General features: G+C 70.3%; 9 protein-coding genes. 2 read left to right on the top strand and 7 right to left on the bottom strand.

Annotated elements, in window-relative coordinates; all coding sequences use genetic code 11:
• Positions 1–103 precede the first annotated feature (103 nt).
• The 7 genes from pulA to HD594_RS05535 form a co-directional block, all read right to left on the bottom strand.
• Positions 104–5,875: a pullulanase-type alpha-1,6-glucosidase gene (pulA, locus tag HD594_RS05565; RefSeq protein WP_184750006.1), complete on the bottom strand. Its 5,772-nt coding sequence runs from the start codon at positions 5,873–5,875 to the stop codon at positions 104–106.
• 165 nt (positions 5,876–6,040) lie between these two features.
• Positions 6,041–7,222 carry a thiolase family protein gene (locus HD594_RS05560; protein ID WP_184750005.1) on the bottom strand — a complete coding sequence of 394 codons (1,182 nt, stop codon included), beginning with the start codon at positions 7,220–7,222 and terminating at the stop codon, positions 6,041–6,043.
• Positions 7,223–7,261: 39 nt separating this feature from the next.
• The gene (locus HD594_RS05555) at positions 7,262–7,723 is read right to left on the bottom strand and encodes a hotdog fold thioesterase (protein WP_184750004.1); all 462 of its coding nucleotides are present in this window, start codon (positions 7,721–7,723) and stop codon (positions 7,262–7,264) included.
• Positions 7,720–8,913 (bottom strand): bifunctional 2-methylcitrate synthase/citrate synthase, encoded by a 1,194-nt coding sequence (locus tag HD594_RS05550; protein ID WP_184750003.1) that lies wholly within the window; start codon positions 8,911–8,913, stop codon positions 7,720–7,722. The genes HD594_RS05555 and HD594_RS05550 overlap by 4 nt, the downstream gene beginning before the upstream one ends.
• A 20-nt stretch (positions 8,914–8,933) precedes the next feature.
• Positions 8,934–9,833: a methylisocitrate lyase gene (gene prpB, locus HD594_RS05545; RefSeq protein WP_184750002.1), complete on the bottom strand. Its 900-nt coding sequence runs from the start codon at positions 9,831–9,833 to the stop codon at positions 8,934–8,936.
• On the bottom strand, positions 9,833–11,359 hold the full coding sequence (locus tag HD594_RS05540) for an MmgE/PrpD family protein (RefSeq protein WP_184750001.1): 1,527 nt from the start codon (positions 11,357–11,359) through the stop codon (positions 9,833–9,835). The genes prpB and HD594_RS05540 overlap by 1 nt, the downstream gene beginning before the upstream one ends.
• Positions 11,356–12,027: a GntR family transcriptional regulator gene (locus HD594_RS05535; RefSeq protein WP_184750000.1), complete on the bottom strand. Its 672-nt coding sequence runs from the start codon at positions 12,025–12,027 to the stop codon at positions 11,356–11,358. The genes HD594_RS05540 and HD594_RS05535 overlap by 4 nt, the downstream gene beginning before the upstream one ends.
• A 221-nt stretch (positions 12,028–12,248) precedes the next feature.
• Between HD594_RS05535 and HD594_RS05530 the strand changes: the two genes are divergently transcribed.
• Complete coding sequence (locus tag HD594_RS05530; protein ID WP_184749999.1) at positions 12,249–13,208, top strand: ABC transporter ATP-binding protein; 960 nt, start codon at positions 12,249–12,251, stop codon at positions 13,206–13,208.
• Positions 13,205–14,815: an ABC transporter permease gene (locus tag HD594_RS05525; protein WP_184749998.1), complete on the top strand. Its 1,611-nt coding sequence runs from the start codon at positions 13,205–13,207 to the stop codon at positions 14,813–14,815. The genes HD594_RS05530 and HD594_RS05525 overlap by 4 nt, the downstream gene beginning before the upstream one ends.
• Positions 14,816–14,819: the final 4 nt, after the last annotated feature.

Below are 14,819 nucleotides of genomic sequence, written 5' to 3'. Positions count from 1 at the left end.
CCCCGCCGATTGACGCGCCTGTCCGCCGAGCGACGGCGATCCCCCGCCGTCCACCCGCGCGAGCGGGCCCCGCCGACGCACCGACGGGGCCCGTTCCTCGCGCTCAGCGAACGCCGACCGGCAGCTCCGGCTCAGGGTCGACGAGGACCGCCGCGGTGCGGGCCGGGATCGTGAGCGTCGCGGCACCCGCGTCCCACGTCGTGTCCTTCACGACCGGGTCGGCGCCGTCCGCGAGAGCATCAGCGAGGGCGAAGTCCCGCCCGGCGAGGACCGGCAGCTCCTGCTCGACGGCATCCGGCGACGCGTTGAACACCACGAGGGCGCCCTCGAGGTCGGGGTCGACCTCGACGCCCACGAGGTCGTCGATCAGCATCACGATCACGCCGGGAGCGGCATCCGGACCGCTGCCGGGGAACGTCACCTTCTCATCGATGAGCTCCGCCGACCCGAGGCGCAGCAGTCGCACATCGGAACGGACCCGCAGCAGATCGAGGGCGGCTGCCTCTGCCGTCGCGATGTCGTCCGCGCCCGGCTTCAGGTCGGCGTTCTCGAGGAGCGGCGCCATGACGTCCCACTTCGACTCGTTGTCGGCCGCGCGCGGCAGGCCCGAGCCGAACGTCGACTCCTGCCCGGTCCAGTCGATGCGGTTGAACCAGTCGCCCGAGTTGTAGCTGTTGCGGTCGAGCGACTTCGACCGCAACAGCTCGGTGCCGGCGTGCCAGAACGACGGGGTCTGCGCGTACGCGGTCGTGGCGAGCATGAGCGTGTTCATCCGCACGCGGTCGGCCATCGACGTGTCGACCGGGAGCTTGAGCACGCCCAGATCGAACAGCGTCTCGTTGTCGTGCGCGTCGACGTACGTGATGATCTCGTCGGGCTGGTCGGCGTAGCCGGCGGGCGAGCCGTTGTAGTCGAACTCGTCCCCGGACTTCACGGCGCCGTCCGACGCGGTCATCTCGAAGTCGCGCAGATTGCCCGCGAGGCCGAGCTTGACCAGGTCGGTCTTGGCCGCGAGGTCCGCGAACGGGTCGCCCGGAGCCGAGCCGTCACGCTCGTTCGGGTCGGTCGCCAGCCCCGTCCCGAAGCCCTGGTAGAAGGTGCTCGACCCGTCCACCGGGCTGCCGCCGTGGACGGCGTCGCGCAGCCGGTCGCTGAAGGTGCCGATGCCCGTCCCGCCGAGCTGTCCCTGGGTCGCCTGCTCGAACAGCGCGTTGTTCGCGACCTCGCCGAAGTTCCAGCCCTCGCCGTACAGGTAGATCTTCGAGCCGTCGACGCCGTCCTTCTTGAGCGTCAGCTCGTCGAGGGCCGCGCGGATCGCGAGCATGTTCTGCTTCGAATGGTGCCCCATGAGGTCGAAGCGGAAGCCGTCGACCTTGTAGTGGCGGGCCCACATGACGACGGAGTCGACCATGAGCTTGCCGGCGACCTCGTGCTCGGTGGCGACGTTCTGGCAGCACGTCGAGGTCTCGACGCCACCCGCGTTGTTCAGCCGGTGGTAGTAGCCGGGCACGATCTGGTCGAGCACTGACTTCTCGCCCTGACCGGACTGCGCGGTGTGGTTGTACACCTCGTCGAGGACGACCTGCAGTCCCATGCCGTGGAGCGCACCGACCATCTCGCGGAACTCCGCCACGCGCGCTCCGCCGTCGGCGTCGACGGCGTACGAGCCCTCGGGAACCGAGTAGTGGTACGGGTCGTAGCCCCAGTTGAACCCGTCGGCATCGACGACGGTCTCGATGCACGCCTGCTGCTCGGTCGACGCGGGGCCGAACGAGGCCAGATCGCAGTCGGGCTCGGCCTGCAGCGACCGGTCCTCCTCGATCGTGGCGATGTCGAACGACGGGAGCAGGTGCACCGTGTTGATGCCGGCATCGGCCAGCTCGCGCAATTGCGCGGTCCCCGCGCTGTCGCGGGTGAACGCTCGGTAGGTGCCCCGCTCCTCGGCGGGCACCGTCTCATCCGTGATCGAGAAGTCGCGGATGTGGAGCTCGTAGATCGCCCGGTCGACCGCGCGGGAGATGATCGGCGCCGCCGTCTTCTCCCACTGCTTGGGCTTGAACTGCGGGTCGTTCGGGTCGATCGCGACCGAGCGCACCGAGTTCTCCGTGAGCGCGACCGAGTACGGATCGGTGACGGTGTTCGTCTCGATCGCTCCGGTGGTCGGCGCATACACGACGACCTCCCACAGGTACTCGTCGCCCTTGAGCGCGCTCTTGCCCGCGACGGTCCACGTGCCGGATGCCGCGTCCCACTCGGCGCCGTGGCGCACCGGGTCGCCGGTCGCGCCGGGCTCCCACGTCAGCAGCGTCGCCTGCTGCGCCGTGGGCGCCCACAGCCGGAACGTGGGCTTGTTGCCCTCGGCCTTGAACGTCACGCCGAGTGCCACGTCGGCGACGGCATCCGCATACAGGTCGTCGAGCACGCCCGGGATCTGCACGCCGGTGAAGCCGGTCAGCGCGCCATCGGCGTCCCGCTGCGCGACCATCAGCTGGCCCGTCAGCAGGCCCGCCACGTCGGCGGCGGACTGCCCGCCCAGGTGCAGGGCCACGTAGCCGGCCAGCGCCGGGAAGCGAGCGGCCTGCTCGCCGGTGAGCCCGCCGTCGACGCGCTCGAGCGCGATGGGGTCGCCGCCCGTGACCTCGTCATCCTCGACCGCGAGGCCGGCATCCGCCGACGCATACAGCTGCCAGCTCGCGTCCGCCGGGTCGAGGCCGAGGTTCGCCGGCCAGGCAAGAGTCTCGGCGTCGATCCAGTGCGCACGCTGTTCGCCGACGCCCGCGAGCGGCGGGTTCGCCACCTCGATCTCGAGGATGTGGGTCTCGAGGGTGTAGCGGAAGACCACCAGCTCGCCGTCGCCGACGCTGAAGGACAGGTTCGCGCCGCCGGGCACACCGCCCTCGCCGTAGTTCTCGCTCCAGCCCATGCCGTGGGCGACCTTCACCTCGTAGGCGCCGGCCGGGATGCCGTCGGTCGAGAACTCGTAAACGCCGTCCTTGTCGCCGTCGGCCATGAGCGTGGCGAGACACTCGGGCTGCCAGTCGCCCGAACAGCCCAACTCCTCCTGGTGCGAACCGGGAAGCGTCACGATCGGGCCCTCGGCCGTGGACTGGATGATGTTCGAGCGCGGGTCGAAGTAGAACGTCACCGGACCGGCCTCCTCGACCGTGATCGCGATGTTCGGCCCGTCCTGAACGCCGTTAGCACCGTAGTTGATCGCCCAGGTGCCGTTGATGGCGACCTTGTACTCGTGGTCACCGGCCGGCAGGTCGAAGGTGCCCTCCCAGATGCCGTCCCCGCGCAGCGTGAGCGCGACGGCCTCGCAGTCGGGCTTCCAGTCGCCGGGGCAGCCGAGAGCCCCGTTGAAGCTGCCGGGCACGGACACCATGTCGATGTCCGACTCCGGCTCCTCCTCGACGACGAGGGAGACGGCATTGCCGACCGACGCGTACGTCGACGCGGCGGCGTGGCCGCCCGCGGCATCCGTGGTCACCGCGCGGTACTCGACGAGCGTGCCGCCGGCGAGATCCCGGATGTCGTGGAAGACGCGCGGCTCGGTGTCCTCGGCCGTGCCGAGGGCGTGCCACTCGTCGGAGCCGACGACGCGCCACGAGAAGCTCGTCTCCTGCCAGGTTGCGTCGTCGACATCGGCCGCGATGCCGACCTGGCCCGCGAGCGCCTCACCGGGCGAGGGCGCCGAGACCGTCGGCGCGAACGGCTCGGCCGGCGCCGTGACCGCGGCATCCGCCTGCCACACCACCGCCGACAGAGCGGGGACGGTCACGGATGCCGCTGCGTCGGCATCCGTCGCGAACGCCGCACCGCCGCCGTAGACCGACGCGAAGCCGGCGTCGGCGGTGAGCGTGGCGAGGTCGACCGTCTGCGACGACGTGCTGTTGTTCAGCGCCACGAGGTACTCGACCTTGTCGTCGCGGTCGACGCGCGAGAAGGCGTAGACGCCGGCGCCGTCCTCGGCGTACCGCTCGATCTGCGCGCCGGTCGCGAGCGCCGGGTGATCGGCGCGCAGCTGCGCGAGCGCTGCGATGTGCTCGTACACGGGCACATCGGTGTCGAACCGATCGACGGAGCCGACGGTCTCACCGGTGATCAGCTGCTGGGTCTGGTACTCGGCGACCTGGCTGGCGAACAGCGTCTGCCGCGCGCTCTTGTCGTTGCCCGGGTCGGCGCCCATGAATCCCTGCTCGTCGCCGTAGTAGATGACGGGCTGCCCGCGGCCGAGGAACATCAGGTCGTGCGCCAGCAGGTCGCGCTCGAGCGGCTGCGACTGGTTGCGCAGGAAATACGCGACGCGGCCCATGTCGTGGTTGCCCAGGAAGGTGGGCAGCGCGGTCGACGACGAGTCGGGCGTCGTATAGCGGTCGTCGCCGGCATAGAGGGACTGCAGACCCTTGGCGCTGTTGCCGGCGGCGTAGCTGACCGCGGCGGACTGGAACGTGAAGTCGAGCACCGAGTTCATGTCGGTGTCGCGGATGTAGGGCGCGAGCTTGGCCGGGTCGGCGTCGTAGACCTCGCCGAACATGAAGAAGTCGGGCTTGCCGGCGGTATGCGCGTAGTCGAGGACTTCGGTGGTCCACTCCTCCCAGAACTCGAAGTTCACGTGCTTGGCGGTGTCGATGCGGAAGCCGTCGATGCCGAGGTCGATCCAGCCCTGATACACATCGATGAAGCCGTCGACGACCGTGGGGTGCTCGGTCATGATGTCGTCGAGGCCCACGAAGTCGCCGTACGTGACCGACTCTCCCGACCAGGTGGAGTCGCCGCGGTTGTGATACAGCGTCGGGTCGTTCAGCCAGGCCGGCACCTTCGCGTCGGCGTCCTCCGCGGCGATCACGGGGGTGTACGGGAACGACGTCGCGGGATCCAGCGTCGGGAATGTTCCTGTGCCGGCATATTCCGCCGGGTCGAACGCCGCGCCGTCCGCGTCGCGGTACGGGTCGGTCTCCTGGTCGATGTACGAGTACTCGCCCTCGGCGTACGAGATGACGTCCGCGGTGTGGTTGGTGATGATGTCGAAGTAGACCTTGATGCCCAGCGTGTGGGCCTCGTCGATCAGTGCCTCGAGCTCCTCGTTCGTGCCGAGGTGCGGGTCGATCTGCGTGAAGTCGGTGATCCAGTACCCGTGGTAGCCGGCCGAGGCGTCTGCTCCGGAGCCCTGGACGGGCTTGTTCTTGAAGCTCGGCGTGAGCCAGATCGCCGACGTGCCGAGCCCGGCGATGTAGTCGAGGTTCGAGCGGAGACCGGCGATGTCGCCGCCGTTGTAGAAGCCCTTGTCGGTGGGGTCGAAGCCGGTGACGAGCCGGTCGCCGGTGAGGCCGCCCTCGTCGTTGGCGGTGTCGCCGTTGGCGAAGCGGTCGGTCATGACGAAGTAGAACTGCTCGTCGCTGCCGGGCTGGCGCACCGGCGCGGCGATCAGCGCGTCGTCGTCGGCGGTGTAGCCGTCGCGCAGCGACACGGCTTCGAGGCCGACGCGGTGCGTGTTGTCGTCGAACAGGAACCGCAGCGTCGCGGGACCGGCGATGGTGAGCGGGATGTTGTCGCCGCCGCCGTCGAGGCCGTACGACTCGTCCCACGTGTCGTTGACGGCGACCTTGTACTGCCACGACCCGGCCGGCACCTCGAACTCGGCGGCGAAGACGCCGTCGACGCTCGTGGGCGCGAGCTCGGTGGCCGAGCAGTCGGGCTGCCAGTCGCCGGGGCAGCCGAGCTCGTCCTGCAGGTCGCCGACGACGGCGAACGTGCGATCGGCGGCGAGGGCGGGCGCCGGGGTCACGGCGGTCGCACCGGCGGTGACCAGCAGGGCGCCGAGAACGGCGAACACGGCTGATCGACGGACAGGGAGGAAGGTCGACTTCGACAAGGCTGCTCCTGTTGCGCACGCGGCACATCGATGTGCAGGGAACTGATTGCCGCCGACGCTAGCGCGCTCCTCCAGGATTCTGCAAGCGCTTGCATTATGAGAATCAACTCATCAAGATCGAAAGGATGCGCCGCTCGCAAGCGTTTGCAGATCCACGCCCGCAGGTCAGAGACGTTCGATGACGGTGGCGTTCGCCATGCCGCCGCCCTCGCACATCGTCTGCAGTCCGAAGCGGCCGCCCGTCGCCTCGAGGTGGGCCACCAGCGTGCCGAGCAGCCGCGTGCCCGAGGCGCCGACGGCGTGGCCGAGCGCGATCGCGCCGCCCCACGGGTTCAGTAGCGCCGGGTCGGCGTCGAACTCCTCGAGCCATGCCAGCGGAACCGATGCGAACGCCTCGTTCACCTCGTACGCGTCGAGGTCGTCGAGCGTGAGGCCGCTGCGCTCGAGGATGCGACGCGTCGCCGGGATCGGGCCGGTCAGCATCATCAGCGGATCGTCGCCGACGACGGCGAACGAGTGGAAGCGCGCCCGCGGCGTGAGCCCGAGCGACGCGGCGGTGTCCTCGCCCATGATGAGCGCCGCCGAGGCGGCATCCGTCAGGGGTGAGGAGTTCCCGGCCGTGATGCTCCACTCCAGCTCGGGGAAGCGCGTCGCCAGGGCATCCGTGCGGAACGCCGGCCCGAGCCCGCCGAGCTTCTCGACGGTCGTGCCTTCGCGCACCGTCTCGTCGAACGCCACGGCGTCCTCGCCGCCGGCGTACACCGGCAGCACCTGGCTGTCGAAGCGGCCGCGGCGCCAGGCATCCGCCGCCCGCCAGTGCGACTCGGCGGCGTACGCGTCGAGCTCCTGGCGCGAGAAGCCCCAGCGAGTCGCGATGAGCTCTGCGGAGACGCCCTGGTTGACCAAGCCCTGCGGATAGCGATGGCGGATGCCGTCCGGCACGGTGGCGTCGCGCCACGCCGATCCGAGCGGCACGCGGCTCATCGACTCGACGCCGCCCGCGATGACGATGTCGTACGCGCCGGCGATGATCCCCTGCGCGGCGAAGTGCGCGGCCTGCTGGCTGGAGCCGCACTGCCGGTCGATGCTCACGCCCGGCACCGCCTCGTCGAAGCCCGCCGCCAGCAGAGCTTGGCGGGCGATGTTCATCGACTGGTCGCCCGTCTGGCTGACGCACCCCATCATCACGTCGTCGATCTGCTCCGAGTCGAGCCCGCTCCGCTCGAGCAGCCCGGTCAGCACCGTCGCGGCGAGGTCGACCGGATGCAGCCCGCTCAGGGCTCCCCCGGGCTTGCCCCGGCCGGACGGGGTGCGGACGACGTCGACGATGACGGCAGTGCGGGTCATGTCTCCATCGTGCCGCGCAGCATCGCGCTTGTCAGCGCATCAGCCGGTGCTGCGCTCCCCCGGAGTCGCGTAGGTGCTCCGCTGCTCGATGACGGCCATGGTGCAGCGCGAGATGCAGACGAGCCTGCCCGCGTCGTCGACGATCCGGATCTCCCAGACGTGCGCACGCCTGCCGATGTTCACCGGGGTCGCGGTGCCGGTCACCCAGCCGTTCGAGATCGGGCGCACGTGGTTGGCGTTGATCTCCATGCCGACGACGTGGAATCGATCCCGGTCGACGGCGAGATACGCCGACCACGACGCGAGGGTCTCGGCCAGGGCGACCGACGCACCGCCGTGCAGGACACCCGCCGGCTGGATGGTGCGCCGGTCGACCGGCATCCGGCACACGAGCGCGTCGTCGCACAGTTCGACGAACTCGATGCCGAGGTTGTCGATGAGGCTCTCGGCCGACAGGGACGGCAGATCGATCGACGAGACGTCGCCGAACCAGATGCTCACACCGCGGCCTCTTCCGGTCGCTCGTTCAGGCGGATCGCCTCGGTGTTGGCGACGTATCCCTCGACGTGCCGCTCGTCGGGCCCGTTGTACGCCGACAGCGGGCGGATGAGCGCGTTCGAGGCCATCTGCTCCATGATGTGCGCCGTCCAGCCGACGACCCGCGCCGCGACGAACAGCGGCGTGAAGGTGAGCGTGTCGAAGCCGATGAGGTTGTAGGCGGGACCCGACGGGTAGTCGAGGTTCGGGTAGATGCCCTTGCGCGAGACGAAGTCGTTCTCGAGGGCGTCGTACAGAGCCGCGACATCCGGACGGTCGTAGTACTGGACGAGCTCGTCCAGCGCCGCCTTCATGGTCGGCACGCGCGAGTCGCCGCGCTTGTACACGCGGTGGCCGAAGCCCATGATCTTGCGCTTCTCGGCGAGCGCCCGATCCAGCCAGTCCTCGACGTTCTCGGCGTCGCCGATCTCTTCGAAGATGTGCAGCACGGCCTCGTTCGCGCCGCCGTGCAGCGGCCCCTTGAGCGCGCCGATGGCGCCGACGACGGCCGAGTACAGGTCGCTGAGCGTCGACGTGATGACGCGCGCAGTGAAGGTCGACGCGTTGAAGGAGTGCTCGGCGTACAGGATCATCGACCGGTTGAACGCATCCACGACGATCTCGTCGGGCTCCTCGCCGAAGGTCATCCACAGGAAGTTCGCCGCGTAGCCTAGGTCCTCGCGCGGCTCGACCGCGTCGAGGCCGTGGCGGCGGCGCTGCCCGTACGCGACGATCGCCGGCAGGGCCGCGAACAGGTGCAGGCTGCGCGCCCGGTTCTCCTCGACGGTCCCGACGGCGTCGAGCACCGAGCCGTCGCCCGCGAGATCGATCGCGCCGATCACGCTGACGGCGGTGCGGACCTCGTCCATGGGGTGCGAGTCCAGCGGCAGAGCGTCGATCGCGGCCTTCACCTCGGGCGCGAGCGGACGATGCGGCTTGCCGTCCGCGGTCTGGGCGGCCAGCTGCTCAGGCGTCGGCAGCTCGCCGTTCCACAGCAGGTAGGCGACCTCCTCGAACGACTGGGTCGCGGCGAGCTCCTGGACCGGGTACCCGCGGTAGAGCAGCGAGTTGGTCTCGGGGTTGACCTTGGACACCGCCGTGTAGTCGACGGTGACCCCGGCCAGGCCCTTCTTGATCTCGTTCGTGTCGGTCATCTGCGTGCTCCTTCGCTCGCTCAGCGGCTGATCTGGAAGTTGAAGACGTTCGTGTCGAAGTGGTTGTACTGCTCGTAGTCGATCAGGTCGTACAGGTCGGCGCGATGCTGCATCTCGCCGAGCTTCGAGGTGAGGTGCCCTTCGTCGGTGAGCGTGTCGAGCGCGCGTCCCGCCGCGCCCATCGCGATGCGCAGCAGCGACACCGGCCAGATGACGATGTTCACGCCGACATCCCGCAGCTGATTCGCCGAGAACAGCTCGGACTTCCCGAACTCCGTCATGTTGGCGAGGATCGGCACGTCGAGGGCGTTTCGCATCGCCTCGAACTCGCCGAGGTCGCGCATCGCCTCGGGGAAGATCGCGTCCGCCCCGGCGTCCACGAGCGCCTTGGCGCGGTCGATGGCGGCATCCATCCCCTCGACGGCGCGGATGTCGGTGCGCGCCATGATGAGGAAGTTCGGGTCGCGCCGTGCGTCGGCGGCGGCCCGGATGCGCTTGACCGCGGTGTCCTCGTCGACGACGGACTTGCCGTCGAGGTGCCCGCAGCGCTTCGGGTTGATCTGGTCCTCGATGTGTGTGCCCGCCAGGCCCGCGTCCTCGAGGGTCTGGATCGTGCGGGCGACGTTCATCGGCTCGCCGAACCCGGTGTCGGCGTCGATGATCGCCGGGAGCTCGGTCATGCGGGCGATCTGCTCGCCGCGGCCCGCGACCTCGGTCAGCGTCGTCAGGCCGATGTCGGGGAGCCCGAGGTCGGCCGACAGCACCGCGCCCGAGATGTAGACGCCCTCGAAGCCCTTGCGCTCGATCAGCCGCGCCGACAGCGGGTTGAAGGCGCCGGGGAAGCGCAGCAACTCCCCCGACGCGAGCCGCTCGCGGAACAGCCGCCGCTTCTCGGCAGCGGGCGTCTGCGCGTACAGCATCAGAACAGACCCTTCGGCGCCGGAGCCGCAGCGAGCACGCCGGGCTTGGCGACGATGCTGAGCTCCAGCACCTCGGCCGGCGTCAGCTCGGGAAGACGCTGCGCGAGGTCGAGGAAGCGCTCGATCTCGGCGGGCTCCAGCACGGGCTCGGCGAGGATGCGGAACTTGCGGATGTAGTCCTCGCGGGCGAACGGCCGCGCTCCCAGCGGATGCGCGTCGGCGACGGCGATCTCGTCGACGACCGTCGTGCCGTCGGTCATCGTGATCTCGACGCGGCCGCCGAACGCCTTCTCGTCCGGATCGGTGGAGTGGTAGCGGCGCGTCCACTCCGGGTCCTCGGCCGTGGTGATCTTGTTCCACAGCTCCACGGTGTCGGGGCGCGCCGCCCGCTCGGGCAGGTACGAGTCGACGTGGTGCCAGCCGCCGTCCTGCAGCGCGACGGCGAAGATGTACGGGATCGAGTGGTCGAGCGTCTCGCGCGAGGCCTTCGGGTCGTACTTCTGCGGGTCGTTCGCGCCCGAGCCGATGACGTAGTGCGTGTGGTGGCTGGTGTGCAGCACGATCGAGGCGATGTTCGCGGGGTCGGCGAGCTCGGGGAGTTCGCCGTGGAGCTTGCGGGCCAGGTCGATCCAGGCCTGGGCCTGGTACTCGGCCGAGTGCTCCTTGGTGTACGAGTCGAGGATCGCGCGCTTGGCCTCGCCGGCGGCGGGCAGCGGCACCTCGTACGAGGCGTCGGGGCCGTCGAGCATCCAGGCGATGACGCCGTCCTCGCCTTCGTAGATGGGCGACGGGCTGGTCTGTCCGCGCATCGCGCGGTCGATCGCCTCGACGGCCATCTTGCCGGCGAACGCGGGGGCGTGCGCCTTCCACGTCGAGATCTCGCCCTTGCGCGACTGGCGCGTCGCGGTGGTGGTGTGCAGCGCCTGGCCGACGGCCTGGTAGATCGTCTCGACGTCGAGGCCGAGGAGGGTCCCGATGCCGGCCGCGGCCGACGGGCCGAGGTGGGCGACGTGGTCGATCTTGTGCTTGTGCAGGCAGATCGCGCGCACCAGGTCGATCTGGATCTCGTACCCCGTCGCGAGCCCGCGCACGAGAGCCGCGCCGTCGGCGCCGACGTGCTGGGCGACGGCGACGATCGGGGGGATGTTGTCTCCGGGGTGCGAGTAGTCGGCGGCGAGGAAGGTGTCGTGGTAGTCGAGCTCGCGGACGGCGACGCCGTTCGCCCACGCCGCCCACTCGACGCCGACGTGACGGTCCAGCGTCGCGCCGAAGACGGTCGCGCCCGTGCCGCTGACCGAGACCGGGTTGTCGAGCGCCTGCTGGCGGGCGGCGCTGACGGGTGCGCGGGTGAGGGATGCCGCGGCCACCGACGCATTGTCGATGACGCGGTTGATGATCATGTCGACCACCTCGGGCTCGACGGCCACGGGATCGGCGGCCACCTCGGCGATGTGCCAGGCGAGCTGTCCCTCGCGGGTGAGGTTCTCGTCGCTGCGGTGGACGCGCAGGTGGTGGGTGACGGTCATGCTGCTCCTTGGGTCGTGATGGCGCCGCCGGTGGTCGTGCCGCCGCCGAGGGAGGCGAGGACGCTTTCGAGCGCGTTGTGGAGATGGACGTGGGTGGCGTGTGCCGCGAGGTCGGCGTCGCGCGCTCCGATCGCCGAGGCGATGAGACGGTGCTCGGCGACGGATGCCGCCAGCCGCTGCGGATTGTCCCGCGCGAGGCGCCGCACTCGCACGAGGTGCGTGCGCACCGTCCGCAGGGCGGCGATCAGGTAGTCGTTGGCGACGGCGGCGTCCAGCGCCGCGTCGAACCGCGCGATGAGCGCGTAGTAGGTGTCGAGCCCGTCCGCGTCGCCGAGCGTCACCGCCGCGAACTCGCCCGCCAGATCGGCGAACGCGGCGGCGTCGCCGCGCACGGCGGCCAGGCGCGCGGCGGTCTCTTCGAGCGCGCGACGCAGTTCGAAGAGCTCGCGGATGTCGCCTGCATCGATATCGGCGACGACGGTGACGCGCGGCGACTGCTGCACCACGAGCCCGTCGGCCCCGAGACGTCCGAGCGCCTCGCGCAGCGGCGTACGGCTGACACCGAGCCGCGATGCCTGCTCGACCTCGGCGAGGACCGCACCGGGCGGCAGGGAGCCCGACTGGATCTCGTCGAGAAGAGTCGCGTATGCGCGATCGCTGGCCCGCATGCGTACCTCCTTCGACCCCACTGCCGACAACAGTGTATACATATGGGGCCTCGAAATGGCAATGTTTCGCCACTGATCACCAATGGTGTATACAACGTTGAGTCCACGCGCGGCGCATGCGGACGCGCAGCGGCGCCGCATCCGCAGGGGATGCGGCCGACGGCGCGTCGCGTTGATTCACTGTCTTCACGAATTCATGAAATCCGTGTAGCGTCGCCACCATGAGCGATGTGATCCTCACCCGCGGACTCGACAAGCACTACGGCTCCGTGCGGGCCCTCGACGGTCTCGACCTGACGGTCGCGGCCGGGCAGATCCACGGCTTCCTCGGTCCGAACGGCGCCGGCAAGACCACGACGATCCGCATCCTGCTCGGGCTCGCCCGAGCGACCAGCGGCGAGGCGACGGTGTTCGGCTCGGATCCCTGGACGGATGCGGTCGCGATTCACCGACGCGTCGCATCCGTGCCCGGCGACGTCAGCATCTGGCCGAACCTCTCGGGCGGTGAGGCGATCGACTTCCTCGCGCGGCTTCGCGGCGCGCGCACCGGCGACCGCGGCTACAAGGCGCAGCGCGATCGGCTGATGGAGGCTTTCCAGTTCGACCCCCGCAAGAAGGGGCGCGCGTACTCGAAGGGCAACCGGCAGAAGGTCGCGCTCATCGCCGCCTTCGCCGTGCCGGCGGACCTCTACGTGCTCGACGAGCCGACCAGTGGCCTGGACCCGCTGATGGCCGTGACGTTCCAGCGCGAACTGGCGCGGGTGCGCGATGCCGGAGCGACGGTGCTGCTGTCGAGCCACATCCTCTCCGAGGTTGAGCAGGTGTGCGACCGCGTCTCGATCATCCGCGCCGGGCGCATCGTCGAGAGCGGCACGCTCGCCGAACTGCGCCACCTCACCCGGACCCAGGTCTCCTTCGCCCTCGACGGCGATCAGTCGGTGGCCGACATCGCCGGCGCCCACGATCTCGCGGTCGTCGACGGACGCGCCCAGTTCACGGTCGACAGCGACGCGATCGCCGACGTCCTCCCCGAGCTCGCGCGGCGACGCGTGGAGGGGCTGCGCGTGGCCCCGCCGTCGCTCGAAGAGCTGTTCCTGCGCCACTACGGCGACGACCTCACGACCGACAGCGTCGGACGCGCGACGCGCCGCGGCACGCAGCCGACGGGTTCGCGGTCATGATGACGCTGCTCGGCAACCGGCTGCGCCGCGACCGGGTGCAGCTGGCGCTGTGGATCCTCGGCATCAGCGCCCTCGCGTACATGGGGTACGTGGCCGGAGGCGAGACGTTCGCGACCGAGCAGGACCGCGCGGCGCTGCTGGCCGCCGCGATCGCGAACCCCGTCATCCTGCTGTTCCGCGGGCTGCCCTCGGGATCGAGCGAGGGCGCACTGGTGATCTTCCTCATCCTCCCCGCGACGGCGTTCCTCGCGGCCCTCATGAGCACGTTCCTGGCGGTCCGCCACACCCGCGGCGACGAGGAGGCCGGCCGGGCCGAGCTCGTGTCGGCCACCACCGCATCGCGCACGCGACCGCTCGTCGCCACCGCGCTGCATGGCCTCGCCGCCAACCTCGTGCTCGCACTGCTGGTGTCGGCGGCGTTCGTCGCCTCCGGACTCGGCACCGAGGGCGCGTTCGTCGCGGGCTTCGCCATCGGCGGCGTCGGCGTCGCGTTCCTCGGGCTGGGACTGCTCGCGGCACAGCTCATGCGCACCTCGCGCGGAGCGAACGCGACGTCGGTGTGGACCGTGACCGCCCTGTTCTTCGTGTGCGGTCTCGGCAATGCCCTGGGCACCCCCTCCGACGATCTGCAGCGGATGGAGAGCTCGTGGCTCACGTGGCTGTCTCCGTTCGGCTGGGCCGAGAACACGCGCGCGTACGATGAGGACAACGCGTGGCCGCTGCTGCTGCTGCTCGCGCTCGGCCTGGTCCTGACGGGCGTCTCGATCACCCTCCAGTCCATCCGCGACCTCGGCGAAGGACTCGTCCCGTCGCGCCGCGGGCGCGCCGGCGCCGGCGCCGCCCTGGGAACGCCGATCGGGCTCGTGTGGCGGCTGACGCGCGGCGGCATCATCGGATGGGTCATCGGCGGCGCCGTCGTCGGCGCGATGGCCACGTCGCTCGCCTCCGTCGTCGACGAGTTCACCGCCGACAATCCGGCCATCGAGCAGATGCTCAGCCAGATCGCCGGCGGCGGGGACACCGAGCAGGCGACCGTGGCCGCGTTCTTCACCATTCTGGGCGTGCTCGCCGCATCCTGCGTCGTGCAGATCGTGGCGCGCGCCCGCCAGGAGGAGGCGGGCGGCACGGTCGAGCCGGTGCTGTCGGCGCCGGTGGCGCGCGTGCGCTGGCTGAGCGGCTACCTGGTCGTCGGGTTCGCCGCCGCCGTGCTCACCGTGGGGGCAGCCGTGGGCGCCTCGATCGCGGGGATCCTCGCGCAGGACGGCGACCGCGGCCTGATCCGCGATGTGCTCGTCATCGGCGGCGGCCAACTCGTCGCAGCATGCGTCTTCCTGGGCATCGCCGCGGTCGTCTTCGTCGCCGTGCCATGGCTCACGATTCCGCTGTCGTGGTCACTCGTGCTCGTCGCCCTGCTGCTCGGGTTCTTCGGTCCGCTCTTCGGGTTCCCCGATGCACTCGTCGAACTCTCGCCGATCGCGGCGGCGCCCACCGTGGCCGGCGACGACGTCGACCTCGGCGGGCTGTGGTGGCTCGCTCCCGTGGCCGTGCTCGGAACCGCCGCCTCGCTGGTGCTGATGCGGCGTCGCGAACTCGCGGCGGCGGCGTAGGGAG

The organism is Microbacterium thalassium, assembly GCF_014208045.1.
In the GTDB taxonomy this organism is placed as follows: domain Bacteria; phylum Actinomycetota; class Actinomycetes; order Actinomycetales; family Microbacteriaceae; genus Microbacterium; species Microbacterium thalassium.
The sequence above is the reverse complement of the archived record's forward strand: the minus strand, read 5'-3'. Positions and strand labels throughout refer to the sequence as shown.

Coding starts and splice junctions, on each gene's coding strand:
- HD594_RS05560 (WP_184750005.1), bottom strand. CDS start 7,222: ATGACCCGCACTGCCGTCATCGTCGACGTCGTCCGCACCCCGTCCGGC.
- HD594_RS05550 (WP_184750003.1), bottom strand. CDS start 8,913: ATGACCGACACGAACGAGATCAAGAAGGGCCTGGCCGGGGTCACCGTC.
- prpB (WP_184750002.1), bottom strand. CDS start 9,833: ATGCTGTACGCGCAGACGCCCGCTGCCGAGAAGCGGCGGCTGTTCCGC.
- HD594_RS05540 (WP_184750001.1), bottom strand. CDS start 11,359: ATGACCGTCACCCACCACCTGCGCGTCCACCGCAGCGACGAGAACCTC.
- HD594_RS05535 (WP_184750000.1), bottom strand. CDS start 12,027: ATGCGGGCCAGCGATCGCGCATACGCGACTCTTCTCGACGAGATCCAG.
- HD594_RS05530 (WP_184749999.1), top strand. CDS start 12,249: ATGAGCGATGTGATCCTCACCCGCGGACTCGACAAGCACTACGGCTCC.
- HD594_RS05525 (WP_184749998.1), top strand. CDS start 13,205: ATGATGACGCTGCTCGGCAACCGGCTGCGCCGCGACCGGGTGCAGCTG.